We start from the raw sequence: 24,385 nt of genomic DNA on the forward strand, positions 1-24,385 counted from the left end.
CCTTCTTCATTTATTGAATAATCCCTAAAAAAAGAACCAATGTACGATGTACGTTGGCCCTTTTACTATATGTAATTAATTTCGTCATCCGATAAATAATTTAAATAATCAATTAACTGACTCACTCTTTTTAAATTCCTCATAGTAGAAATAACGATTAGGTAAATGATCTTAATTGAAAAATATCCCAGCATTCCTCCAAGAGTATTTAAAATTAAATCATCAACATCAAAGATACCAAAACCAAATACAAGCTGAATAAGTTCATACGTTAAACTTAAACTAAATGTTGCTACAGTAATCGTTTTAAATTTAAAAAATCTTTTTGATAATAATGGTAGTATAAATCCGAATGGCATAAAGCCTATTATATTTCCAGCTATATTTTCAATTCGAATATTAAAATTTATATCTGCAAACAAATAAATAGAAATCGTTTTAAAAGGGATTAAATTTATTGAACGCCAGTGATTACCAATTTCCTTAAATGTAAAATGATGATAAGGAATGATTGTATTTATATAATCAATGGTTGTATCTAAATGAAAAATAATTGTTTTTAAAGGAAATTTAAACATGATTTTTTGTGTAAGAACAAATAAATAGAAACAAAATAATAAAAATAAGATAATTTTAAAGAAAAGTTTCATTAATCCACGACTCCAAAAAAAGATTTAAACACTTAAGAATAAACTCCCTGATACTTTAATCTGAATTGACTCTCCTTATTTATAGCATTAATATGCTCCTATTAAACTTTGCTATATTTTCATAAATCCATAGAAACAGAACTTTAAGGACTCTTTACTTCAATAACTTTTCCAAAACATTTGCCACACCATCTTCATCATTTGAAGTTGTAATTTCCTTCGCAAAGGTTTTTAATTCGTCGATGGAGTTTTCCATTGCAACTGGAAGCCCACATAGCTGAAATAAACCTAAATCGTTAAAGTCATCACCGAATGCCATTGTTTTTTCTAAAGAAAAATCTAATCTTTTGGCTAGAGTTGTAATGGCAGTCTCTTTTGAAATGCCTTCTCTCATTATTTGTGTTAGTGAATTCGAGTCCGTAGTAATAATATTTACTTGATCACCGAACCACTTTGTAAAATCTTCTATATTCTTCAATTGTGACACTAGTATTTTCGTAGGGCTTACCAATTTTATTTTTTCAAGATCAATAACTTCAGGATTCTCGGAAACCTTTATAAATGAGCGATAATCAATTTCTTTATAACTGTACCATTTATCATTGACCTCAATTGAAAATAAGTGATTGGGTTCATTGATCATTAAGTATTCAATAATTTGTTTGTTTATCTTAGAATCAATTGAATAATGTTCATTTAGTTGTAATAGCTGATTCATAATTAATGCACCATTATAATAAACAAAAATAGCAATTTCTTGTAATTCCTGCGGGAGAAATTCTTTTATAGCTCTTGGTGGTCTTGCTGTTGCAATAATGATTGGTATTCCAAGTTTATGTAACTCTACTATAGATTTTAAATTTCGAGTACTTACTTCCTTATTTGAATTTAATAATGTACCATCTAAATCTAAGACAATCGCATCTACTTTCCTTTTAACCTTTACAATCTCCATCTTCCATCCCCATTTTCTTAAATCATTAAATTTCTAAATCAACAATAGGAGTATTCTCTACTATTTGTTTATTTCGGTTATTCATAAAATCTTTTGTCCAGCCAGTAAGCAATTCTAAATTTCCTCCAAAAGAATGATAGATTTTAATGTATCGACCAATCTCTCGATGTCTAGCGAAAGTTGGAATACTTTTTATCCATTCATTATCCAAGTGGTTTTCTTTTTGATAGCCTTCTAAAAATTTTTTGATGAAGCGTTGTCCGAACACTTTTCTTTCATCAAACTTCATATGAAGTGGAATCGCATAAAACAATGCAACGGCTATATCGTTTACAAACCAAGAGTATCTGCATGCATCGAAATCAAATATGGTAAATTTCCCGCCGTCAAAAAATAAATTATTATAATGAAAATCCATGTGAACTAAACCGTAAGATTCTGAGGAAATTGGAAGTTTAGATAAAATTTGATTCAAACGATTGTATTCATGGATAATTTCAGTTTCAGATTCTGGGAGACAGATAGTTGCAACATTTTCCGCTTCTTCAAACCACTGAGGTCTTTTAGCATCATTACTAATAGGGTTATATCCTTTTGTAGCAGTATGCATTTTCCCCATGAATCTACCCATCTCACTAATCAAATCATCGTTTTGATATAATTCCTCTTCTGTTAGCGATCTTCCAACAGCTTTTATAAAAGATACTGCTGTAACATAACCATTTTCCAATTCTATTTTTTCAACAAATTGTCCTGATTGTGATGGTATTGGACATGACACTGAGATCCCTGTTTGGAAAAGGTAATGAATCCAATTGATCTCAGCCTTTATCATCTCAAGTGAACGATGTGACTCATTCGTTAATCTTAAAATAAATTGTTCTCCATTTTTAATATAAGAACCAATAAAGTGATGTTGAGATTGTAAAATTACATTTACCTTGTTAAAACAAATACCAAATTTATTGCAGGCTTCAACTAGGGCTTTCTTCAATACTACATCTCCTTACTAAAATCCGAATCTCGAAAAAATAGATTAAAGTTCTCAATCATTAAATTTACCCATCACTATAGTGTTATAATATTTCCCGTCAGACAGTACTTTATCTTTCTTTAATACACCTTCAATTTCAAAGCCAAGCATTTCATATAGCTTGATTGCTTTATCATTCGTTTCTAACACATTCAACGTTATTTTTTTTATGTCGTTCGAGTCTGCCCAAGCGATCGATTCTTTTAGAAGATTTTTCCCAATACTATATCCCCAATAATCTTTTAATACACAAACTCCAAATTCAACTTTATGTGCGAATCGTTTCAATGTATTTCCTTCGCATCTTGAAAATCCGACGATCTTATCTTGAGCTTCTGCTACTAAAAATAAGTTTCTCGTATTTTCAGTATCATTTTTGATAAGCTGTTCAAAACCTGTTACATCAATGAATCCTTCCCCTTGTTCTCTATCTAAGTTCTCAGTTTCACCATCAATCTGTAATCTTACTTTAGACAATTCTTTTGCATCATTTACAATTGCAGATCTTACATTATAGCTTAGTCCATTAATATAAAATTCCTGTTTGTCTATTATCATTTCTACCCCATTCTTACTATTTAAGTTTTTAATCACTTCTAGTTAACAAGAATCCAGAAATTACTGCACATATTCACTCTTTAAACGCCCATAAATTTCTAAATCAACAATTCCTTTACTAGACCATAGAGTAGCCTGTCTTAAAGTTCCTTCTTTTAAAAAGCCATTTTTAAGGAGTACCTTCTTTGATATTTCATTTGTAGGCATTACCTCTGCTTGTATTCTATTAACCTCGACTTGTTCAAATAAGAATTCAACTACCATTTTTAAAGCTTTCGACGCTATTCCCTTACCCCAGTATGCTTCGGCTAAAAAATACCCTATTGTCACCATATCTACCTTCTTATTAAAATCACAAGCTTCAATGATCCCCACTAAAACATCATTTGAGAAAATTCCCCATTTAATTCTAGTTTTCTTATTATAATCTCTTTCAAAATGCCCAATCATTGATTTAATTGTTTCTTTATTTGACTTTGGAATAATCCCGCAATATTCAAAGACACGGACATTACTGTAAATTTCATATAATTTCTCAAGATTATCTACTTCAATCTTCTTAAGTACAAGATCATCAGAAACTAATTGAGGGAATTGATCAAACACTACTTCAAACTTCATATTTTATCCTACCTTATCTTTGATTAGTAATTTCATCCATTGAAACAATTCAATAAAATCAAAATAAATCCTTTAATTAATTGAAAGGAATGATGCGGTATCTCTATTACTAAACTAGGAACGTAAATTAGCCAATCTGCATACAGTTTAATTAGGTAAATTCACTATATTAATTCGCGGAGGAATACTATGTATAATTATAATATCAGCCGTCAAATGCCGGCTCATCCGATTCTACTTGAGGCTCGACAAATTGCTCCTAATCAAATATTAATAACTTATGATCAACCAACTAATTTAGCTTCTGCAACAAACGTCTCAAATTATTGGATTAGAAGTAATATGGGTCCCGTCGGTATTGCAAGTGTTGGAATGACGGATTCACTTAATGCAAAAAACGCACTACGCCCCGATATGGCAAAGATTACACCAGTTGACAATTCAAAAACAAAATATGTCATAACATTTAATGTAAATGCAATGTCTGGGGTTATGTATACAGTTCTCCCTTGCTATGTTAACTTAGAGGGAAGAACTGGTTACATGGGAGAAAACTGGGGTCCTGCCAGCAGAAATATGTTTACTGGCGTGTAAGTAGAGCAATATAACAAGGTGAGGAAAATTGATGAATTCGTTTTATAAGCACCTCATGAAGTATTTGAGAGTGCTACAAAGTCAAAAAACATAGTTATGAAAAGAACGTTTATTAGTTGATGATCAATTTATAATTCACCCTTTAATAATTAAAGGGCAAATGAAAAGCCCCTTCAAAGCATCTGAAGGGGCTTTTTATCGTATTAGAATCGACTTAACCTAATAAAGGGGGCAATTACTTTATCCCAGGTTTATTAAGGAGCTTTTGTTCCAAGTAACTTTAACCCTAAGCCAATAAAGATGATTCCTGTTATTTTATTTAGAACACTGCCTACCTTTTTGTTACCTTTTAATTTCTTTGTAACAAACGAAGAAAAATAAGCAATAAATAAACACCATAGCAATCCAGTGAACGTAAAGGTAAGACCTAAAATGATAAAAGGTATTGGACCAGAAGCCTTAGTATCAATGAATTGCGGAAGAAAAGCAATAAAGAATAAAGAAACCTTTGGGTTCGTCAGACTTGTTAATAGTCCTTGTACATATATTTTCTTAAGGTTTACATTACTAGATGTAGATGCTTGAAAGTCTACAGCAGATTTATCAAGTAACATCCTAACCCCTAAATACATTAAATACAAAACACCAACAATTTTAATGGTTGTAAACAATATAACCGATTTTGTCAGTATGATTGATAGTCCAAAAGCAACCAACAACGTATGAGTTAATGAACCAGTGATGATCCCAAAAACCGAATAAACACCTGCTTTTTTCCCTTGGGACATACTTCTCCCCACTATATACATTGTGTCTGCACCAGGAATTAAATTTAACAATATTCCTGTTAATAAAAATACCTCGTAATGAATGATTCCAAACATTTTTGCACCTCTTTCTATTTTTTGGGTGCCCTTATAAATATTAAAGTAATTTGTATGGAAATGAAAGATTTTTATTATTTTTCAAACAATTCCTTAAAAAAGAGTTATCAAAGCAACTCTTTTTTAAGCAACCTGGAGTTGTAATCTACTAACGCATTCTAAAAAAATAACAATGTATACGAAAACACCCTTTTATTTAACTACTAACTAAATTACCAAACGCGATAATCGTTTCTTTTTCCATACTAAACGATAATACAAATATTGTAATCCAAGTCCAACAATGAAAGCAGCTGGATATCCAATCCATATCCCCTTAATTCCTAAATTAGTGTAATGAGAAAGTAGATATGCTACAGGAACTTCGATACCCCAAATTGATAAAATGCTAAGAATTGTTGGCCAAAGGACAGTTCCACTTGATCGCATCGTTGAAGTTAGGATATATGAATGACCAATGATTAGATAACTCCATAAAGTAATCATTAGTAAGCTGTGAGAGATTTGTATCGTAGTTTGACTTGTTAGGAATAAATGAAGAATCGGTTTAGCTAAAAGATAAGTTAGTATTACAGTTATTCCACCCAAAACATAATTAAGCAATATCCCAACACGTATAACTTGATTTAACCTTTCGAATTGATTGGCCCCAATTGATTGGGCAGCGAAGATTGAAACAGTAATACTGATACATAACGCTGGCATCTGGACATAACTTACAAGTTGATTTGCTACTCCATAAGCAGCTGTTGCATCTGACCCATATTTGTTTACAAAAGAAATAACAGCTATTTCAGAAAGTGAAAGAAAAATCATATTAATACTTGTCGGTATTCCAAGTTTTAATAACAATTTTAATATTCCAATATCCATTCGAAGATATTTTCTTGAAGCATTTAATTGCAAGGGGTGTTTCGTTTTATATAAGTAAATTAATAATGTAACGAATGTCAATATTGTTGAAATTAGTGAAGCGTATGCCGCACCATAAAGATCTAACTTAGGAAGTCCGAACCATCCAAACACGAGTATTGGCATAAGAACTACATTTAGTATTGTACTTAAAACAAGAAAGTAAAATGGCGTTTTAGAATCTCCAGTTCCTCGCATGAGTGTAGTATAGACAATATATAAAAACATAATAGGCATTGACCAAAATAAGATTCGGGCATAATGAACACTTACATTTAGAATGTTTTCAGGTGTTCCGATTCCTATTAAAATATCTTTACTAAAAATACTTCCAATAATCGCAAGTATAAGTCCTAATATAAACGTAAAAGAGAGGGTGGTACCTACAATTGCTTTTAATCTTTCTTCCAGTTTTGCCCCATAAGCCTGACCAATTAAAATTGAGCTACCTGATCCAATCCCAATTGCAAATGAAATTAGTAAAAATAACAATGGAAAAAATGCTGAAATTGCAGCTAATGCATTTACACCTAACCAATGTCCAACCACAATCATTCCAAATACTTGACCAATTGATTGCAATAGATTACTTAAAAGTAGTGGAATTAAGAATTTTATCATTGGACGTAATATCGTAAGTCTATTTTCTTTAAGTTCCTGTGAAGCCAATTCTTCTTTTTTTATTTCTTCAGTTGAAATCAAGCTTTATCCCCCTATTCATGTTAATTTTTCTGAGTTATATCCACGTTCTCCATAAGGCTTAAGTTTATCTAGCCATTTTTAACCACCCCTTCCTAATATATTTATTTTATAAACATAATACAAGAATGTTTATTTATCGTCAAACAAAATTATAAATCGTTTGGTTTTTTTATTTAAATCACTCCAAAACACGAATCAAAAACGGGTACCTGGAACTACAATTGTTGGAACATACGAAAAGCCCCTTCGAAGGGGCTTTTTACCATAATTAGAAAAGATTGTGGCTAGAAAGAACATAAAAAAGGAACCGCAAAAATTTTGCGATTCCTTAAAATTTTTATTTATTTGCTGCGTTTATAACACTAAGTGACTTGTTAATTGCAGATTTGCATTGTCCTGCATCAGGGCTTCCTGAACGAACTGATGCTAATACAACGTCAAGTGTTCCATCTATTTTAGTCCATGTTGTGCCATCTATTTTTCGAAGTTTAGGCTCTGACACATCCCAATTATGTTCTAACTGGTCTGCCTTTTGTTTCGCCGCAGTAAAGTTATTTGAGTTTACATCTTTTAGCATATCATTTTCAATGTTAACAAAATCTGTTAAATTTCCAACTAATGTATTTTGTGATGCAGTTTTCGTTACTGATTTGTTTGCTCCGTTTAAGACACTAAGCGAATTAGTAATGACAGATTTGCACTTGCTTGCATCAGGGCTTGATGAACGAACTGACGCTAATACAATGTCAAACGTTCCATCAATTTTAGTCCATGTTGTGCCATCTATTTTTCGAAGTTTAGACTCCGCTGCGTCCCATTGATGCTCTAAATTGTCAGCGTCATTTTTCGCCGCAGTAAAGTTATTTGAGTTTACATGATTTAGCATAGAATTTTCGATGTTAATAAAATCTGTTAATTGTCCAGCTAATGTAGTGGTTGCAGATTGTGATGCTGCATTACTAAGTCCAACGTAACCGCCAATACCAACACCTAAGAAAATAATTAGGACCACAACCGTTTGGATTAAAACATTTTTCTTATTTCCTTTTGTTTCGTTAATCTCTGCCGCATTACCTTTCGTTGTATCAATTTTTGTAACGGCAAGGAAAACGATAATTGCTAGTATAGCTACTAGAAAAATTACACTAGTAGTAGTTGTTCCCAAACCTATCCCACCATTAACTTTTGGTTGAGATAGCAAATCACCTAATGAAGCTCCAAGTGGACGAGTAAGAATATACGCAATCCAAAATGCTAATACCGCATCAAGTTTCAAGAATTTATATGCTAAGTAGATAATAGCAATTATTACAATAACTGTTATTCCTGTTTTAAGATAACCAAGACCTAGTTGTTCGGAATATAAATCACCGACTGCTGTTCCAAGTGCAAATGTGAAAAGAATAGTAAGCCAGTAGAAAACTTCTCTTTTTCTTGTATAAATTGAGTGGATTGAAAGTGTTTTTTCACTAAGAAACCAAAAAAGAAAAGTTAAACCTAGCAACACAGAGAAAACTGCTGTACTAACCTCTAGTCTTACTCCAACATTGTCTGTTAAATTATCCGTTACCAATGTTCCAAATACACTTATTAGAACAACAGTGATCCAATAAATTGCTGGAACATATTTAGTTGCTCTAAATTGGAAAAACAAGAAAATGAAAAACGCAATTCCCATAAGTATGGTAGTGTTAGCTAACCCAAATCCAAGGTTGAAATTTAGGAAATCAGCAAATGTTTCGCCGACTGTTGTACATAAAATTTTGATGATCCAGAAGAAAATCGTAACTTCTGGTACCTTGTTAAGCATAATTTTCATATTACTTTCGTTCGTTTGCATACTTTACATCCTTTCGTTATGTAGCTCTCTACCATTTAACATGGCATTGATTTAATAAAAATATAACCTTTTGTTATTAATTATTTTTTATAAACCTATTAACAATTCATTGTGGTTTTATTAAATTTTTTTAGTTTTTATCAACCTTATTGGTTTTATTCGTTATTTGAGTTTCAGTGAAGTCTTTTCATATAACGCATATTCGACCAATTGAACTTACTTAATAGGTTTCAATGACTGTTATAAAGACAAAGAAAACAGTAATAAATCGCGCTTAAGACATCTTTTAGGTGATCTTTTTTTATGTAAATCATGGTATAATTTTCATATTTTAATGAGAATTTAATTTTTTCTATCTATACATATCAGAGGTGCCTCGTATGAAAATAAAAAAAATCATCTTAATGCTACTTTCGTTTTTATTAGTGGTATTTTGTTTGTCGTATGGTAGTTTTCGTTATGCTTTATCGCATTACCGAGATGATTTATACCAAAACGGTGTGATAAATGATGTTGGTCGGTTATTGCCAACAAAAGTAGAACGAGTAGTGAAAGGAAAAGAAGAAGAACAATTAGTTAAAATTGTGAACGAAACTCGTGAAAATGGTGGAAAAATCAGCATTGCTGGGGAGCGTCATAGTCAAGGAGGTCACACTTTTTATAAAGATGCAACAGTTTTAGATATGACCACTTATCGTAAAATACTGAATGTAGATCCAAATCGAAAAACCATTCATGTTCAAAGTGGCGCAACATGGGATGATGTACAAAAAGCACTTTATCCTTACGGTTTATCTGTAAAAGTCATGCAATCACTTAAAATCTTTTCGGTTGGTGGAAGTTTAAGTGTAAATGCTCATGGTAGAGACTGTTCTAATGGATCGATAGGTAACACAATTAATTGGTTCCGTTTATTAAAAGCTGATGGTACCATTGAAAAAGTTAGTCGAACTAGTAATCCGACTTTATTTTCTCATGTAATTGGTGGGTACGGTTTGCTTGGCGTCATTTTGGATGTCGAATTGCAAGCTACTAATGATGTTTGGTACAAAACGAAAACCAAAAAAATCAACATCAATGACTTTTCAAACTATGTTCATAATATGAAAAAACAAAAAGCCATCGAAATGGGCTATGCTCGAATTTCTGTTGCTCCTAGTTCTTTATTGAATCAATTATATGTGATTGAATATTACAAATTTGATTCAAAGAAAAAACTTGACCCACTTAAAGAAGATGTAGGTGCATTTACAACTGCCTCTGTTTTAGAGTTAGCAAGACATTCTGATTGGGGTAAAGATTTATTTTGGGATTTACAGAAAAAATTTTTAACATTACAAGATGGTAAACTGATTACACGAAATAACAACATGAGATCAGAAAGTGATTTTCTATTATATAAAAACCAAAATGACACTGATATCTTACAAGAATATTTTATACCGATTGATGAATTTTCATCTTATGTAAGTGATTTAAAAAGTGTTTTAAAGAAGGAAAAAATCAATTTGTTGAATCTAACCATTCGATATGTACCAAAGGATCAAGTTTCAACACTTGGGTATGCAAAAAAAGAAGATATGATTGCACTTGTTGCACTAATTAATCATGGTAAATCTGAAGATTCAATTAAAAGCACAAGTAAATCATTACAACATGTAATGGATGTTGCTTTAAACCATCATGGCACTTTTTATTTACCTTATTATCCATATGCTACTGATAGTGAAGTTGTAAAATCTTATCCTAATTTCCAAGAGTTTATAAAAACGAAAAAAGAGTACGATCCAAAAGAACTCTTTTACTCTACTTTCTATGAAAGGTACAAAAATGCGAAATAGACTAGTACTCTCTCAAATTATGTTTTCGGTAGTTGGGACTGTTGTTTTTCCATATTACCTTTTAATTCTAAAAAATGTTGGCAATGTGTATGGGTTGTTTGCGCTGTTATATGCACTTTTTTCGTTCTCAAGTGCATTGGCGACATTGTTTTTACCAACTCTTACTAATAAAATCAATATTGAAATTCTTTCATCTCTTTCATTTATTGGGATGGGTATAGGTTTCTTCGTTATACCAAACATAAATTCTCTCTATTTATTATTTCTATTGCAAACTTGGAACGGGATTTTTCAAGGATTGTATAAATTAGCTGAAAAAGAACTGATCAAGCAAGAGAATAAAAGTTGGCAAAAATCTAGTTACGGATTGTTTTTTGTTCAACTTTTTACAACGATTTGTATTTTATCCGCTGGCTTTCTGGCAGAAACTTTCACGATCCATGTTTTGTTTTATATAGCAGGTGTTTTGTATTTTATTTGTGGATTTATGTTCGTTATGAATAGAAACAAAAAACAACGAGTTACCTGTTAACATACTGTTATAAGAAGAGGTACTTTGTTCAATATGAGAACATAGTACCTCTTCTTTTTTACGTAGAAAGGATTATTCATTACATCCACTTTTTCTTCTTAAAATACACCCACATTCCCACTGTAACAACAATCATCAGAACCCACACATACAAATATCCATGATTCCAACTGTACTCAGGAATGTTTTTTAGATTCATACCATATAAGCCTACGATGAATGAAAGAGGCAAGAAAACGGTACTAAAAACAGTTAGTGTCTTCATAATTTCATTCATTCGGTCCGACTTCATGGAAATTTGCATATCTAGTAGACCGGTTAATGAATCACGAAACGCATCAATCGAATCTACAACCCTAGAAATATGGTCATAAATATCGACAAAGTAGACATCTGCTTCTTCACTTGTATATGGAAAGTGTTCATGACTTATGGTACCTAGTACCGTTCTTTCTTCCACAAATATCCGACGCAATTTATGAGTGACCCGTTTCAAGTGGAAAACGTCATGAGCTATTTTAGCATATGGGTTTTCATGAATAGCTTCTTCCCATTCTTCAACCTTATCTTCAACATGATCCACAACCTGTACGTATTCATCTACGCAACGATTCATAATGTAATATAAAATATGTCCAGGATTATTCATCTTCCCTTCAATTTGTTGTAGTTCTTCATAAAGTTGATTTAAAACAGGTAAATTTTCTTCATAGATCGAAATAACGTAGTTTTCCCCTATGACTAAGGCAATTTCCTTGGCATTCAGCTCTTCGTCTACCGCAAAAAAAGAAATAAATATATTCTTTTTGTACCTATCCATTTTGGGACGCTGGTTCATCTTCAAGCAATCTTCAACAATCAGATTATGACAATCAAATAAATCTTTCAGAACATAGATGATTTCTTCCTTTTTTGGCGACAGCAGGCGAATCCAAACCACCTCGTCCGCGGTTGGTTTCCTCACTTTACTTGTTGTTATTTTCTGTTCAACTTTATTGTAAATTAACATACGTACCTCGCTTTTTTCTATTTATTATAAAGGCAACTTATCCGGAAATTACATTAATTTTTTTTCAAGATTTTATGAAGGCCATTTTCATCTGTATAAGTACCGATCACATCAAATCCACATTTACTATTTAAAATTAACATACTACGCCATTTATTCATTGTTTTTGTTTGAACAATAGTATAACCTTTTTCGATTAAATAGTTGTGCTGCTTTTCCATTAACATAGACGCAACACCTCGGTTTCTATAATTAGCATCTACTCCACCTAATCAACTATAAAGTGAAACTTCCATAAGTGGGGTTTTCTTTCCCCCACTGAATGTTAAAACGAAATTATCTTTCCTTGTTAATGTTGTTATCATTATGATTTATCATTAATTTTTTTCTTCATAAATGTATTGTATTTCCTCCTTTTCTTATTTGACTGACCCATCATTTCATACCACGATCCATCTTTAATCTTTAAACATTTCCAACAAAAAAAGGTAAGTAAAATGCTAGTATTCACTAACATCTTTTTTACCTTAATTTATTGTTCAACTTATCCTATTCATCTTTATTTTCCAAAGTTATTACTACATTTCCTTTTTTATGTCCTTTTTCGACATAGCTATGAGCTTCGGCAATTTGTTCCAACGGATAGCATCTATCTATGACCGATTTTATCTTTCCTGCCTCAATAAGCTCTTTAAGGAAAATTAAATCTTCAGTATTCACTCTTGCTATCCCACCTATCGCTTTCTTGCTGCCTATTTTTGAAGTGTATAGAATTTGAACAAGAAGTGGCAACACAGTCACAGCTGAAAGATAGATTCCATTTTTCTTTAGAGAGCTTTTACAACGTGAAAACGAAGTCTTGCCTACTGTGTCAAAAATAATATCATAGGTCAGTCCGCTTTTAGTAAAATCCTCATTTCTGTAATCAAAAACCGTATCAGCTCCTAAAGATTTCACCATTTCTACATTCGTTGTACTGCATACCCCGGTAACTTCTGTACCAAAGTACTTGGCAAGCTGTACAGCATAAGTACCCACCGCTCCAGAAGCTCCATTGATAAGAACTTTTTGTCCGCTTTGAATATTTCCCTTTCTAAGAAAATGTAATGCACTTAATGCCCCAGTTGGAACAGTGGCGGCTTCCTCATAGCTCATATTGTCAGGTTTTATTGCCACCACCCCGTTTTCAGGAAGACATTTGTACTCGGAATAAGCACCAAAATCAAACCCTGAAGTTCCAAAAACTTGGTCACCTTTCCTAAATCGTTTTACTTCTTTGCCGACAGATTCAACCTCTCCAGCTAACTCAAACCCTAGTATAGGAATTTTCGGTTTTCTGAGACCTATACCTATTTTTGAGATGGGCCAGAAAGGTAGGGTCTTTCTTGTACCATTTCGTATTCTCGTATCTCCATATGATACTGTTGTCGCATATACTTTTACGAGTATTTCATTGTCCTTTGGAAAAGGTTTTTCTACCTCTGTGATCTGAAGAACATCTGGTGGGCCGTATTTTGTATAAATCACTGCTTTCATAAGCCTAGTCTCCTCCAAAATTACTTTGATCAGGTCACTTTAATGTTATGTTGGACTATAGGTAAAAATGTCAAAAAAGGTAAGCAAGATCCTAGTATTTCACTAACATCCTACTTACCTTTATCTATTACTCAACCTATACAATTCATCTTTAACATCAGTAATTCAGTGAGAAGAATTTTATCTGCTTGTCCTGTTTTCATGGCATAGTCTGTCTCAGCAATTAGCTGAATGATGTGTTTTAATTCTTTATCCTCAAATAAATTTGCTTGTTTCTGACCATAAAATATACGGCCTGGTGAAACACTTAATGAGGAAGCAATCTGATTATTTGAATAGCCATTTGATGATAGGTTTTTAATTCCATAGATTAAACGAAATTGACTAGCTAATAGTGCTAGAATCTTAATTGGTTCTTCTCCAACAGCTAATAATTCACGGAAAATCGTTAAGGCTTCCGTGGTATTTCTTGCGGCAATTTTTTCAACCAAGGAAAAGACATTTTGCTCGATTGATTTAGCTACCATCTTCTCTACTAGTTCAGCCGTTATTTCTCCTGATTCTCCGATATACAAAGCTAATTTTTCACATTCAGAATTAAGAATCGATAAATTACTGCCAACTAAATCCTTTATCTTTTGAATAGCATCCTCAGTTATTGTAATAGTTGGTGGAAAATGTTGTTTGATCCAATCTGTTAAATTATCTATTTCAATTGGCTTACATTCAACAAGTTCGGCATGTTTTTTTAACAGCTTCGTAATCTTTTTACGCTCATCAAGCTTTTCAAATGGTGCAACAAAAATAAGCGTAGTAAAAGGCGATGGATCTTCAATATATTCTGTTAAAGAATCAATGTTTTGTAATAACTTTTCTTTTTGTGCAGTTAAAAATATGCATGGCTTAACAATGATCACTTTGTTATTTCCAAAAAATGAAGGAGTTTGCGCATCCTCTAAGGCAACAGACACTTGGGTTTCCTTTAAGTCATAAGTTTGAAAGTTGAAATCGTCTACCTCACCCTTCAGTACTTCATTGACAATTAAATCTTCTGCCTTCTCTAATAAGTACTCCTCTGTACCAACTAATAAATATATTGGGGCAACATTACTTTTTAATCGCTTTTCCAAATCCTTTAACATAATCTAAACTCCTAATTATTTTTCATATCTACATTATAGCATGTCCATACCAGTAAGTTTTCTAGTGAAGGCTTTTTTCATATACATTGTTGCTTTTTAAGTATGTGTTAGTTGATTAATTTCACTTTAATGAGAGACTCTGTTTAGAAAATAACGAAATTAAAACTGCCGCTGTCCATGCATTTTAAAAAGTTTAAAATAGAGAACGGCACTAATGAATCCACATACGAGTATGACACTAAAAACGCCCATTGGAGGCACCCATGCAGATATAAAAACGGTCAACGGTGCTAAAAATCTTCCAAACGTGTATTGTAAATTTGAAGCACCCATATATTGCCCTCTTGCGTTTACAGGAGCATATTCACTTACAAAATTATTCATTACTGGGGAACGCACAATTTCTCCAAACGTAAAAATAACAGTGAGTATGAATAAGAACCAAATATTTGTCGTTAAACCAACTGCGAACATCCCTACCCCAGCCAAGATTGAAGAGAGAATAAACAGGTCTCTGTCTTTCCAAAGTTTGAACCATTTTGCAACAGGTAAGACTAATAAAACAAACATTAGTCCATTTAATCCGAGTATCCATCCAAAAGCTTCTTTACTAGAAAGAACAAATGACCAATTCCCCCAAGAGAGAAATGGCTGGGATGGGACATAATTCGTTACATATATAGCTAAATACAAATCCAATTGCATAATCGTTATTGTGGAGAAAACCCCACCCAAAATATAAAGGAGAAATATTTTATCACTGAAAATGATGCCATATCCTTTCCATTGTTGTTTAATGGATGTTGAAATTTCACTAAATTTAACTACCTTTTTTGTGGAATCAGGCATAGTTTCATGTGTTTTCAGAAAGATCATGATGGAGTAAAGCAGCATGACAATCGAACAGGTCAACAATAGCTCACTTCGATAATGAAAGAAAAAAAATGCACCTAGTGCTGGCCCTAATACAGCACCGATATTATTACCCGTAATAAATGTGGCAAAAACTTGCCTACGATTCTCCTTGTCAGGAATTAAATCAGCAACCATGGCATCATTAGCCGGTGAATAAATAGCACCTCCTAATCCAACTCCGATAAAGGAGAAATAGCTCAGCCAAGGAGAACCGGACAAAGCAAACAATGCAAACATAATGGTCCGTATGGAAGTACCAATTAACATGACAGGACGACGGCCCATCCTATCCGCTAAATTTCCCCCAACCATACTTCCAAGGATCATTATAATCGGCGGAACACTCATCAACACTCCTGCCATATGTTTGCCTAATGCTTCACTAAAATAAACCGCAATAAAAGGAAAATACATCCAATATAACAAATTAAACAACGTCTCACCAATTAATCGTATTTTCAAATTGACATCCCATAATTGCAACTTCAAAAAATCCCCTCTTTTCTAAAGTTCATTTTTTCATTAAATCCCGGCCAGGTATCAATATGATAAAATATTCTAAAAATTAAGTATAGACTTATAATTTAATTTGGTTTATACTAATAATATGAAATTCGAGGTTACTAACTTCTTAATTTGCGAGCTCCACAAAACGAACATACATTCTACATACAAAAGACGCTCATAGAGAGCGTCTTTTTTTATATTCCGGAAATTGTTCCGTTCTGATTCTGCTTTTTCATCCAGTCTGATGACTAGGATAAGAAAAAAGCCGTCTAATTTTTAGCTAATCCCTTACAAATAGGATTGGCTTTTTCTCATTTCTTTAGCTGTTTTCGTAAAAATTGTTGTTTATTAAACATTTTTAAGTAAATGTTCTGTTGCGAACTTAACATTCTAGGTTCTTTTAAAACTCTTAAGAATTTGTTCTAAAGAAAGTTTGTGTCCACATAATCTAGAGTATATTTCCTTAATATTATTTTGAAAGGATTGAATCAACAATGTTACAAGCAAATGATAATCTAAAATTAGTACAAAAATTTTTTGAGTGTTATGCAACTGGTGACTTAGAAACAATGAAAAGTGAAATTTTGGCTGAAGATGTTTCATGGATTATTCCTGGTCATCATCCTCTAGCTGGTGTGAAGAAAGGTGCTGATGAAATTGTTGCTTATTTTGCAACAATAGCTAAAGCTAACTTTAAAGCTGAAGTTATCACACTTTCCGCTAGTGAAGATCACGTTGTTGATGTACATCGTGGATGGGGTGAATATGGGGAACATCAAGTAGATATGAACTGGGTTCTAACGTATAAAATCGAGAATGGACGAATTAAAGAAGTTCATAACTTTGCAGCAGATCAACATGCCGCAGACCTATTCTTTTGGAATGTTTGGGGCACAGAACTTAAGCCAGTACCTGAACGACTTAAAAATAAATAGTGATGTCCTTCTACACCGCCCACGAAGAAAGACACTGATGCGTTCAGTGTCTTTTATGGGATTGTGAAGAAATTAAATTGAAAAAAGATCCTCCGTTTAATTATCCATTCTTATTCTAACTATAAATATTTTATGTAAATTCTTCAGTGAACATAATAATAATGCTGCTCACATCTCAACAGTTATTCATCACACCATTAATATTAAACTTACTTTAATAGAATTACATTAAGAAAGGGATAGCTCATCGCATATCCCTTTTATATAATAAACGTTTTAAACAAAGTCCCGGACACTATGTTTAAAACGATAATACATAGAAATGCGGAAGCAACTCGCTTACCTTCGACAGACATTGGAGCAAAAACCATGGGAAGTGTGCTTTTCACTTCACTTGGTTTTTGTGAAATGGCCGAGAAGGTAGTTGCTGCAGCTAGACAATAAGAAATGCGGAAGCAACTCGTTTACCTTCGACAGACATTGGAGCAAAAACCACGGGAAGTGTGCTTTTCACTTCACTTGGTTTTTGTGAAATGGCCGAGAAGGTAGTTGCTGCAGCTAGACAATAAGAAATGCGGAAGCAACTCGCTTACCATCGACAGACATTGGAGTATAATAGAAAAAGAGCTTGCTAGGCATCAACAAAACTACACATGAAAAATTGAAAAATAAAGTAGAAGTGAAATTTCATAGAGGGAAGTAATCGTTTAACAAAAACAGTTATTTGAGAATATCGAATTATATGACACATTTCATATTTTTGTCAAACATTGTATAGATTTTTTAGAAAAATTGATTTATACTGAAATTGTGAATTAGGAGGGGTTATTGTGAATACTTTTGAAAAAAATGTACAATGTACTCGTAATGATGCAACAGATGCTGGCGTTGGATTTGGCGTTGCATTCGGCTTCTTTGCAACAATCTTCATCATTGCTACAATTATTGAGTATATTGGTAGATAAGAAAAAGCCTGCAACTTGCAGTCTTTTTCTTTTTTTTGCTTATGATTTACGATATGTCTTGAATGTATAAAAGGTTCCATGTCTACCAAAAAATCGAAAAATTATTGCACCCTGTTGATCTGTACGTAAAATAGGAATGTCCATTGATGCATAACGATTTAGAATAACTGGTTTAGGGTGGCCATATCGATTTTTTTTGCCAACTGAAATGATTCCAATTTTTGGATTAATCTTTTTCAAAAATTCGAGTGAGCTTGAGGATTCACTTCCATGATGACCAACTTTTAAATAATCAATTGATAAATTTGGATAACGCTGAATTAACTGTTTTTCACCTAGTTGTTCAAAATCTCCCGTAAACAACCATGAATGTCCTCCGATTATTGCATAAACAACAACAGAACCGTGATTCTCTTCTCCTTGGTAGTGACTCTGTGGAGACAAAACATGGAATTCGCCACTCTTATTTTCCCAGCCAAGTCCTTCGTGTAATTTACTAACTGTTATTCCATTTTGCATTGCAAATTGAATCATGTCCCTTTCAACTGGCTTGTACTGTAATTTATCTCCCACACATAAAGTTTTCACTTTAAAACCCTTAAGTAAATCAATTCCTCCACCAATATGATCAAAATCACCATGAGTAAAAATAAGTTTATCTAAACTACTAATTCCTTCACCTTTAAGCATCGGAATAACAATGTCTTTTCCGGTTGAAAATGAATTTTTTCGTTTCTTCCATGCCTCGTCTTTTAGGCTCATCTTCCCACCTGTGTCAATTAAATAGTTCCCCCTATTAAATGGTAATTTGATTAAAATTGAATCCCCTTGTCCAACATCAATGAACATAACTTTACCAAATGGATTAATGTACGGTGAAAAATAGTGCATAGAAAGAACGGCACAAAACAAAACAGAAGCCTTTTTGAGCTGCTTTTGATTTTTTTGTTGGATCGCATCAAACAGATAGATGATACAAAGTATATAAATCAGCACGAGCCAATATGGAGGATGTATGAAGATTAGTTTAATAAAGGGTAACTTCATACATATTTTTAATAGATACTCAGAAAAAATAATCAATTGTTCTAGAACTTTTTCAATAATAGTACTTAAATAGGATGAAATAAAAGAAAGTAGAAAACAAGCGATACAAAGGGGCATAATGACTAGTGAAATGAAAGGAATAAATAAGAGATTCAATAAAATACTATAAGGGGAAAATTCATGAAAGTTACACAATAAGATTGGTAATGAAACTATTTGAGAAACAATTGACCCTTTTAACATTTCTTTAAGAGGATTGTTCCCTGTATTATTTTTATTAAACGTCAAAACTAGTGCAGCACTCGTCAAATAAGAAAATTGAAATCCGATATCAAACAGATAGTTTGGATGAATCATTAACATAAAGATACAGGTTATACAAAGAATAGAGAAGAAACTACTATTCTTTTTAATTAACTTAATCGTACAAACAATCACTCCTACAATTACTGCGCGGACTACTGATGCTGATGCACCTGCAAGAAATAAATAAACTAAAAGAAATAGGATATTAATTAGTAATGAGGTCTCTTTTGTCATCCCCACGCGTATACACAGAAAATAGATTAATACACTGATCAAATTAATATGTGATCCACTAATTGCTAACAAATGAACAATTCCAACCAATTGATAGTAGCTTTCGGTTTCTTGACTCATTTTGGAACGATCTCCAAATAGTAATGCGTTAATATATCCTTGTGTCCGTTCGCCAAAATGATTTTCAACATATTCTGTTAAAAACTCTCTACCATACCAAACGGACTGAACCAGAGTTAACTTTCCTTTCATACAATTTTGGAGACTAGTACTCTTGATTTGATAAATCCAATAAATATGTTTATCTTTTAAGTACTGCTCATAGTCAAATAAATACGGGTTTGACGCCTGTTCCGGGTGATTAATATCTCCACTTAATAAACAAATGTCACCTACGTGCCTGTTCTGAAAAAATTCCAATTCACTTTTTTTATCTGCATAACTAAAAACCATTACTGATTTATGATTGATTTTAAAGATAAATGAAATTTTATTCCCATCAATTAATGGGCTTGAAATAATTTGCCCTTTACTTATATTGCTCGGTTTTACTGAAAATTTTTTATCGATGAAATCTTGTAAATAACAGATTGAAATTGAAATTAATAAGGAGCTTAGGCAAATCACAATTAGCTTTTTATGACCATTTTTAAAAAGATAGTACAGTACAAAAATGATAAAAAGACCAAATAGAATCATCTGTTTTGTATAAAGCAGAATTCCTCCTATTTGGAATAATAGTATGTAGACTAAATAAACATCCATCATTCGTACCTATTGAACGATGACATATGGTCTTATATTTTCAACTGTCTTTGGTCCGAAACCACTCACATTATCTAGTTGTTCAATTGAAGTAAACGGGCCCTTTTGCTGAATATAATCAATTATTTTTTGAGCTTTTGACGGCCCAACTCCAGGAATCGTTTGAAGTTCTACCGCAGTTGCATGATTGATGTCTACCTTTTTTGAATCCGCCTGACCGCTAACATCATTTGTTATTCCTGCATCATTTGATGGTAATCCTTTCTCTCCTTTTGCAGGTACATAGATGACCATCTCATCCTTTATTTTTTGAGCTAAATTTACTTTTGTTGAATCGGCTGTAGACTTGAAGCCACCAGCAAGTTTAATGGCATCGTCTACTCGATTATTCATACCTACTTGATAAATGCCTGGCTTCACTACCGCACCTTTTACATCCACCATATATGTTTGAACAATTATATTTTTTACATTTGTTTCTTTCTGTTTAAAAATGTTATTTTTATCCTCTAGTACCTTCTTTTCTTTTTCAGAAAAATCGACTTGATTACTATGTACTGTTTGATATCCAGTATAAATAAGACAAACTACAATAACCCCTGCTAACCAAACTAGTTTATTTTTAAACAACTGTGGCATATTTTAGCCTCCATAAGAATAATCATCATTTCCCCATCTATAACATATAGTGTAGGAGAGATTGTATTTAAAGGAAGGGATGAACCCATGAATATTGGCATCATTGGTACTGGTAATATGGGATCAATGCTGACCCATGCTTTTATAACGTCTAAAGCCGTAAAGCCTTCCGAACTATTCGTTACAAATAGGTCAATTCATAAAGCAAATGATCTAAAAAAGATTTCTCCTGAAATTCATGTACTTGATACAGCTAAGGAAATTGTTAAACATTGCGAACTTGTTATTGTTTGTATAAAACCACACGAAATCCATCAACTCCTTACTTCATTACAAACAGATTTTAAGCCTGATCAGTGCTTAGTTTCGATTACAAGTCCAGTAACTGTTTCACAAATAGAATCGATTGTTCCATGTCATGTTGCTCGAATTATTCCTAGTATTACGAATTTAGCATTACACGGTGTGACGTTAGTAAGCTTTGGTAACCATTGTTCGACTGAATGGCAAGAAAAACTAATCAACTTATTTTCACATATTTCAAAACCTACCTTAATTTCAGATGAAGTTACTCGTATTTCGTCTGATATCACAAGCTGTGGTCCTGCTTTTTTTAGTTTTTTATTACAAAAATTCATTAACGCTGCTGTGGAAGAAACGTCCATCTCAACTGAGCAAGCAACCCTTCTTGCTGAAGAGATGATTGTCGGTTTCGGAAAATTGATTGAGCAAAAGCATTTTTCATTGAAAACTCTTCAGGAAAAGGTATGTGTTAAGGGTGGAATCACTGGTGAAGGAATTAAAGCACTAGAATCAAATATTGGAGACTTATTTGAAAAAATGATTAAAAAAACACACAAAAAATTTGGTGAAGAAGTTAATAAAATTAGTGACCAGTTCTAACAACTTTACTGTATATCTTCAGACATCTTTTTACAAAAATCTAAAATTCAATTTTCGCCTTACAAAAAATGAAAAAACCCTTTACGAAAAACGATTTTTTCGTAAAGGGTTTTACATTTTCTGTGCAATAAAGAAAATTCGTTCAGAATTTTCTTGGACCGTCTGATTAAAGTCAGCACTGATTTTTTTGATTTGAAAACCAGCTTCCTTCAAAAGCTTTTCATATGTTTTAACCGGAAAAGTTGTTTGAATATGATATTCTTCAAATCGCTCATATAAATCACTTTCTTCATCTCGCATAAAAAAGACTAAATCATGTTCAACGCTGTAGTCTTCTTCACCTTGCGAACAGTTCCAAACAAGACTTAAATTTTCATCATCAATGAAGAATGTTTCATTTGCAAAAATTTCTTTGATTTTATAAATTGAATGAACATCAAAAATGAATAATCCACCAGATTTAAGACTTTCATGTACTTTCTGAAATGTCATTGCAACTTCTTCTTCACTTTGTAAATAATTTAATGAATCACAGAGTATACTGATACAGTCGATGTTCTCAAAGCCTTCTAATTCCATCATGTTTTGCATGTAAAATGGAATCGTTACTTTTTCTTGTTCTGCTTTTTCCATCGCCATACTAAGCATCTCTTCGGACAAATCAATTCCTGTAACCGAATATCCTTTTTTAGCAAGTAAAATTGGTAATGTCCCGGTTCCACAGCCAATATCAACAATCGATGGATTCGTTAATCCTAAATCTCTAAAAGCATCTTCTAGAAACTTAAGCCAGCTATCATATGGTACATCTTGCATTAGACCATCATAGAGCGTGGCAAATCGATTATAGGTCATGAAAGGATTTCTCCATATACATCAAGTGTTGGAGCATCTCCCCATAGCTTTTCTAAGTTATAATATCCACGTTGATCACGATGGAAAACATGAACGACAACGTCACCTAAATCAACAAGTACCCAGCTAGCCTCTTCAAATCCTTCTAAACGCTTTACATCTATTTGATTTTGATTAGCTTGGTCTTTAATTTCACGTGCAATTGCTTGGACTTGTTTATCTGAATTTCCGTGACAAATAATAAAATAGTCAGCCACAGATGAAATTCCATTCATATTTAGTACAACAATATCCTCAGCTTTTTTATCGTCTGCTGCATTTACAGCTAATGTCATTAATTCTTTTTCTTGCATAAATAGTGCCCCCTAAGCATGTTGTTTCTTTACTATCGTATTATATGTTTTAACCGTTAATGGATAAACTGTTTGCTCTTTTTGAATAAGAAACGTAATTGTATTCTTTAGTGCATTAAGAAGAGCTTGATCTAAATCTTCTTCTGCTAATTTTCTTGCTTCCTCTACTCCAGGAAAACTTCGATTTGGTTCAATGTAATCTGCTACATAGATTACTTTATCTAAAAGTGTCATCTTCTCATGACCACTAGTGTGATACGTAATTGCCTGTAGAATTTCTTTATCTTCAATACCAAATTCTTTCTCTGTTAAAAAAGCACCGACTGACGCATGCCATAGCTCTTTATTATATGCTAATAATTCAGGTGCTAATTGTTCATTAATCATAATATCTCTTAATTCCCCGATTGGCATACATTTTGCAACATCATGAAAAATAGCAGCTAACTCTGCCTTTTTCTCGTCTGCACCATATTGTTTTGCTAACTTTATTGCTGTTTCCATTACACCGATCGTATGAGTATATCGCTGGTTTGTAAGCTTCGATTGAACAGCCTTTAAAGCATCTTCTCTATTCATACAAATGATTCTCCTCTAGATATCTTCTTACTGAATCAGGTAGTAAAAACCGAGTTGTTCCTCCACTTTTTAAACGCTCGCGAATAAGAGTTGAAGAAACAGCAAATTCAGGAATTGTTAATTTTTCAATATCGTACGGTGTTTCTAATGTATATCCTGGTCTTGTACAACCAATAAACTTTACAAGCTTGACAAGTTCGTCAATTTCACGCCATTTAGGTAAGTACTCAACCATGTCTCCACCAATGATAAAATAAAAATCTACATCAGGAAATTTCGTTGTTAAATCAAGCATCGTTTTGTAAGTATATGAAGGACCATTATGCTCTATTTCATACTCACACAATTTGAAGTAATCTAATCCTTCAATTGCTAGCTTAACCATGTTTTTTCGATGTATAGACGATTGAAATGGATTATTTTGTTTATGTGGTGGAATATTATTTGGCATAAACCAAACTTCATCTAATGAGAAAGTATGGTATACCTCATTTGCCATCAATAAATGACCATTATGTGGTGGATCAAAGGTCCCTCCAATAATCCCAATCCTTCTTTTCATTTTCATGTCAT

General features: G+C 32.7%; 26 protein-coding genes. 7 read left to right on the forward strand and 19 right to left on the reverse strand.

Going from position 1 to position 24,385, the window contains the following annotated elements; all coding sequences use genetic code 11:
- Positions 1 to 65: 65 nt before the first annotated feature.
- From J5Y03_RS00865 to J5Y03_RS00885, 5 genes are all read right to left on the reverse strand, one after another.
- A complete protein-coding gene (locus J5Y03_RS00865) occupies positions 66 to 650 on the reverse strand; it encodes a VanZ family protein (protein WP_209401416.1) in 585 nt (194 codons plus the stop codon).
- A 154-nt stretch (positions 651 to 804) separates the two neighbouring features.
- On the reverse strand, positions 805 to 1,605 hold the full coding sequence (locus J5Y03_RS00870; RefSeq protein ID WP_209401418.1) for an HAD family hydrolase: 801 nt from the start codon (positions 1,603 to 1,605) through the stop codon (positions 805 to 807).
- 25 nt (positions 1,606 to 1,630) lie between these two features.
- On the reverse strand, positions 1,631 to 2,599 hold the full coding sequence (locus J5Y03_RS00875; RefSeq protein WP_209401420.1) for a phosphotransferase enzyme family protein: 969 nt from the start codon (positions 2,597 to 2,599) through the stop codon (positions 1,631 to 1,633).
- A 51-nt stretch (positions 2,600 to 2,650) separates the two neighbouring features.
- Positions 2,651 to 3,196: a GNAT family N-acetyltransferase gene (locus tag J5Y03_RS00880; RefSeq protein ID WP_209401422.1), complete on the reverse strand. Its 546-nt coding sequence runs from the start codon at positions 3,194 to 3,196 to the stop codon at positions 2,651 to 2,653.
- 60 nt (positions 3,197 to 3,256) lie between these two features.
- The gene (locus tag J5Y03_RS00885) at positions 3,257 to 3,817 is read right to left on the reverse strand and encodes a GNAT family N-acetyltransferase (RefSeq protein ID WP_209401424.1); all 561 of its coding nucleotides are present in this window, start codon (positions 3,815 to 3,817) and stop codon (positions 3,257 to 3,259) included.
- Between the two features lie 189 nt (positions 3,818 to 4,006).
- Between J5Y03_RS00885 and J5Y03_RS00890 the strand changes: the two genes are divergently transcribed.
- Positions 4,007 to 4,411, forward strand: a complete 405-nt coding sequence (locus J5Y03_RS00890) for a hypothetical protein (protein ID WP_209401426.1) — start codon at positions 4,007 to 4,009, stop codon at positions 4,409 to 4,411.
- A 254-nt stretch (positions 4,412 to 4,665) separates the two neighbouring features.
- On the opposite strand, the gene J5Y03_RS00895 is transcribed toward J5Y03_RS00890, so the two are convergent.
- The 3 genes from J5Y03_RS00895 to J5Y03_RS00905 form a co-directional block, all read right to left on the reverse strand.
- Entirely contained in the window at positions 4,666 to 5,295 is a 630-nt protein-coding gene (locus J5Y03_RS00895; protein WP_209401428.1) for a LysE family translocator, read from the reverse strand.
- 207 nt (positions 5,296 to 5,502) lie between these two features.
- Positions 5,503 to 6,828: an MATE family efflux transporter gene (locus J5Y03_RS00900; protein ID WP_209402179.1), complete on the reverse strand. Its 1,326-nt coding sequence runs from the start codon at positions 6,826 to 6,828 to the stop codon at positions 5,503 to 5,505.
- Between the two features lie 418 nt (positions 6,829 to 7,246).
- A complete protein-coding gene (locus tag J5Y03_RS00905; protein WP_209401430.1) occupies positions 7,247 to 8,749 on the reverse strand; it encodes a COG4705 family protein in 1,503 nt (500 codons plus the stop codon).
- A gap of 380 nt (positions 8,750 to 9,129) precedes the next feature.
- Here J5Y03_RS00905 and J5Y03_RS00910 point away from each other — a divergent pair, with 380 nt between their 5' ends.
- Complete coding sequence (locus J5Y03_RS00910; RefSeq protein ID WP_245208679.1) at positions 9,130 to 10,590, forward strand: FAD-binding oxidoreductase; 1,461 nt, start codon at positions 9,130 to 9,132, stop codon at positions 10,588 to 10,590.
- Positions 10,580 to 11,122, forward strand: a complete 543-nt coding sequence (locus tag J5Y03_RS00915; protein WP_209401432.1) for an MFS transporter — start codon at positions 10,580 to 10,582, stop codon at positions 11,120 to 11,122. Before J5Y03_RS00910 ends, J5Y03_RS00915 begins: the two co-directional genes overlap by 11 nt.
- Before the next feature lie 79 nt (positions 11,123 to 11,201).
- Here J5Y03_RS00915 and corA read toward each other — a convergent pair whose 3' ends face one another.
- The 5 genes from corA to J5Y03_RS00940 form a co-directional block, all read right to left on the reverse strand.
- Positions 11,202 to 12,131 (reverse strand): magnesium/cobalt transporter CorA, encoded by a 930-nt coding sequence (gene corA / locus J5Y03_RS00920; RefSeq protein ID WP_209401434.1) that lies wholly within the window; start codon positions 12,129 to 12,131, stop codon positions 11,202 to 11,204.
- 53 nt (positions 12,132 to 12,184) lie between these two features.
- Positions 12,185 to 12,358, reverse strand: a complete 174-nt coding sequence (locus tag J5Y03_RS00925; RefSeq protein WP_322099529.1) for a hypothetical protein — start codon at positions 12,356 to 12,358, stop codon at positions 12,185 to 12,187.
- A 322-nt stretch (positions 12,359 to 12,680) separates the two neighbouring features.
- Positions 12,681 to 13,667: an NAD(P)-dependent alcohol dehydrogenase gene (locus tag J5Y03_RS00930; RefSeq protein WP_209401436.1), complete on the reverse strand. Its 987-nt coding sequence runs from the start codon at positions 13,665 to 13,667 to the stop codon at positions 12,681 to 12,683.
- 131 nt (positions 13,668 to 13,798) lie between these two features.
- A complete protein-coding gene (holA, locus tag J5Y03_RS00935) occupies positions 13,799 to 14,809 on the reverse strand; it encodes a DNA polymerase III subunit delta (RefSeq protein WP_209401438.1) in 1,011 nt (336 codons plus the stop codon).
- A gap of 159 nt (positions 14,810 to 14,968) precedes the next feature.
- The gene (locus tag J5Y03_RS00940; protein ID WP_209401440.1) at positions 14,969 to 16,213 is read right to left on the reverse strand and encodes an MDR family MFS transporter; all 1,245 of its coding nucleotides are present in this window, start codon (positions 16,211 to 16,213) and stop codon (positions 14,969 to 14,971) included.
- 512 nt (positions 16,214 to 16,725) lie between these two features.
- On the opposite strand from J5Y03_RS00940, the gene J5Y03_RS00945 reads away from it, so the two are divergent.
- From J5Y03_RS00945 to J5Y03_RS00955, 3 genes are all read left to right on the forward strand, one after another.
- Positions 16,726 to 17,166, forward strand: coding sequence for a nuclear transport factor 2 family protein (locus tag J5Y03_RS00945; protein WP_209401442.1), 441 nt, complete (start codon positions 16,726 to 16,728; stop codon positions 17,164 to 17,166).
- Positions 17,167 to 17,463: 297 nt separating this feature from the next.
- On the forward strand, positions 17,464 to 17,610 hold the full coding sequence (locus J5Y03_RS00950) for a hypothetical protein (RefSeq protein WP_209401444.1): 147 nt from the start codon (positions 17,464 to 17,466) through the stop codon (positions 17,608 to 17,610).
- 386 nt (positions 17,611 to 17,996) lie between these two features.
- Positions 17,997 to 18,131: a YqzM family protein gene (locus tag J5Y03_RS00955; RefSeq protein WP_209401446.1), complete on the forward strand. Its 135-nt coding sequence runs from the start codon at positions 17,997 to 17,999 to the stop codon at positions 18,129 to 18,131.
- A gap of 39 nt (positions 18,132 to 18,170) precedes the next feature.
- Here the strand turns inward: J5Y03_RS00955 and J5Y03_RS00960 are convergent, their stop codons facing one another.
- A complete protein-coding gene (locus J5Y03_RS00960) occupies positions 18,171 to 20,483 on the reverse strand; it encodes a DNA internalization-related competence protein ComEC/Rec2 (protein ID WP_209401448.1) in 2,313 nt (770 codons plus the stop codon).
- Positions 20,484 to 20,492: 9 nt separating this feature from the next.
- A complete protein-coding gene (locus tag J5Y03_RS00965; RefSeq protein ID WP_209401450.1) occupies positions 20,493 to 21,122 on the reverse strand; it encodes a ComEA family DNA-binding protein in 630 nt (209 codons plus the stop codon).
- A gap of 87 nt (positions 21,123 to 21,209) precedes the next feature.
- On the opposite strand from J5Y03_RS00965, the gene comER reads away from it, so the two are divergent.
- Positions 21,210 to 22,025, forward strand: coding sequence for a late competence protein ComER (gene comER / locus J5Y03_RS00970; RefSeq protein ID WP_209401452.1), 816 nt, complete (start codon positions 21,210 to 21,212; stop codon positions 22,023 to 22,025).
- A 111-nt stretch (positions 22,026 to 22,136) separates the two neighbouring features.
- On the opposite strand, the gene J5Y03_RS00975 is transcribed toward comER, so the two are convergent.
- Genes J5Y03_RS00975 through J5Y03_RS00990 form a run of 4 tightly spaced genes read right to left on the reverse strand, consistent with a single transcriptional unit; the run spans position 22,137 to position 24,374 of the window.
- Positions 22,137 to 22,880 carry a class I SAM-dependent DNA methyltransferase gene (locus J5Y03_RS00975; protein ID WP_209401454.1) on the reverse strand — a complete coding sequence of 248 codons (744 nt, stop codon included), beginning with the start codon at positions 22,878 to 22,880 and terminating at the stop codon, positions 22,137 to 22,139.
- Positions 22,877 to 23,233, reverse strand: coding sequence for a ribosome silencing factor (rsfS, locus tag J5Y03_RS00980; RefSeq protein WP_209401456.1), 357 nt, complete (start codon positions 23,231 to 23,233; stop codon positions 22,877 to 22,879). Before rsfS ends, J5Y03_RS00975 begins: the two co-directional genes overlap by 4 nt.
- 12 nt (positions 23,234 to 23,245) lie before the next feature.
- The gene (gene yqeK, locus J5Y03_RS00985) at positions 23,246 to 23,812 is read right to left on the reverse strand and encodes a bis(5'-nucleosyl)-tetraphosphatase (symmetrical) YqeK (RefSeq protein ID WP_209401458.1); all 567 of its coding nucleotides are present in this window, start codon (positions 23,810 to 23,812) and stop codon (positions 23,246 to 23,248) included.
- Positions 23,805 to 24,374, reverse strand: a complete 570-nt coding sequence (locus J5Y03_RS00990; RefSeq protein ID WP_245208680.1) for a nicotinate-nucleotide adenylyltransferase — start codon at positions 24,372 to 24,374, stop codon at positions 23,805 to 23,807. Before J5Y03_RS00990 ends, yqeK begins: the two co-directional genes overlap by 8 nt.
- Positions 24,375 to 24,385: the final 11 nt, after the last annotated feature.

This window comes from Gottfriedia endophytica (genome assembly GCF_017814275.1).
Lineage (GTDB): Bacteria > Bacillota > Bacilli > Bacillales > Bacillaceae_G > Gottfriedia > Gottfriedia endophytica.

What these genes read in the sequence shown, in the direction of transcription:
- J5Y03_RS00905 (WP_209401430.1), bottom strand. Translation starts at nt 8,749, where the DNA reads ATGCAAACGAACGAAAGTAATATGAAAATTATGCTTAACAAGGTACCA.
- yqeK (WP_209401458.1), bottom strand. Translation starts at nt 23,812, where the DNA reads ATGAATAGAGAAGATGCTTTAAAGGCTGTTCAATCGAAGCTTACAAAC.
- J5Y03_RS00975 (WP_209401454.1), bottom strand. Translation starts at nt 22,880, where the DNA reads ATGACCTATAATCGATTTGCCACGCTCTATGATGGTCTAATGCAAGAT.
- comER (WP_209401452.1), top strand. Translation starts at nt 21,210, where the DNA reads ATGAATATTGGCATCATTGGTACTGGTAATATGGGATCAATGCTGACC.
- rsfS (WP_209401456.1), bottom strand. Translation starts at nt 23,233, where the DNA reads ATGCAAGAAAAAGAATTAATGACATTAGCTGTAAATGCAGCAGACGAT.
- J5Y03_RS00945 (WP_209401442.1), top strand. Translation starts at nt 16,726, where the DNA reads ATGTTACAAGCAAATGATAATCTAAAATTAGTACAAAAATTTTTTGAG.
- J5Y03_RS00990 (WP_245208680.1), bottom strand. Translation starts at nt 24,374, where the DNA reads ATGAAAAGAAGGATTGGGATTATTGGAGGGACCTTTGATCCACCACAT.
- J5Y03_RS00885 (WP_209401424.1), bottom strand. Translation starts at nt 3,817, where the DNA reads ATGAAGTTTGAAGTAGTGTTTGATCAATTCCCTCAATTAGTTTCTGAT.
- J5Y03_RS00950 (WP_209401444.1), top strand. Translation starts at nt 17,464, where the DNA reads ATGTTTAAAACGATAATACATAGAAATGCGGAAGCAACTCGCTTACCT.
- J5Y03_RS00965 (WP_209401450.1), bottom strand. Translation starts at nt 21,122, where the DNA reads ATGCCACAGTTGTTTAAAAATAAACTAGTTTGGTTAGCAGGGGTTATT.
- J5Y03_RS00900 (WP_209402179.1), bottom strand. Translation starts at nt 6,828, where the DNA reads ATGATAAAATTCTTAATTCCACTACTTTTAAGTAATCTATTGCAATCA.
- J5Y03_RS00870 (WP_209401418.1), bottom strand. Translation starts at nt 1,605, where the DNA reads ATGGAGATTGTAAAGGTTAAAAGGAAAGTAGATGCGATTGTCTTAGAT.
- corA (WP_209401434.1), bottom strand. Translation starts at nt 12,131, where the DNA reads ATGTTAATTTACAATAAAGTTGAACAGAAAATAACAACAAGTAAAGTG.
- holA (WP_209401438.1), bottom strand. Translation starts at nt 14,809, where the DNA reads ATGTTAAAGGATTTGGAAAAGCGATTAAAAAGTAATGTTGCCCCAATA.
- J5Y03_RS00915 (WP_209401432.1), top strand. Translation starts at nt 10,580, where the DNA reads ATGCGAAATAGACTAGTACTCTCTCAAATTATGTTTTCGGTAGTTGGG.
- J5Y03_RS00890 (WP_209401426.1), top strand. Translation starts at nt 4,007, where the DNA reads ATGTATAATTATAATATCAGCCGTCAAATGCCGGCTCATCCGATTCTA.
- J5Y03_RS00880 (WP_209401422.1), bottom strand. Translation starts at nt 3,196, where the DNA reads ATGATAATAGACAAACAGGAATTTTATATTAATGGACTAAGCTATAAT.
- J5Y03_RS00925 (WP_322099529.1), bottom strand. Translation starts at nt 12,358, where the DNA reads ATGTTAATGGAAAAGCAGCACAACTATTTAATCGAAAAAGGTTATACT.
- J5Y03_RS00895 (WP_209401428.1), bottom strand. Translation starts at nt 5,295, where the DNA reads ATGTTTGGAATCATTCATTACGAGGTATTTTTATTAACAGGAATATTG.
- J5Y03_RS00910 (WP_245208679.1), top strand. Translation starts at nt 9,130, where the DNA reads ATGAAAATAAAAAAAATCATCTTAATGCTACTTTCGTTTTTATTAGTG.
- J5Y03_RS00865 (WP_209401416.1), bottom strand. Translation starts at nt 650, where the DNA reads ATGAAACTTTTCTTTAAAATTATCTTATTTTTATTATTTTGTTTCTAT.
- J5Y03_RS00930 (WP_209401436.1), bottom strand. Translation starts at nt 13,667, where the DNA reads ATGAAAGCAGTGATTTATACAAAATACGGCCCACCAGATGTTCTTCAG.
- J5Y03_RS00960 (WP_209401448.1), bottom strand. Translation starts at nt 20,483, where the DNA reads ATGGATGTTTATTTAGTCTACATACTATTATTCCAAATAGGAGGAATT.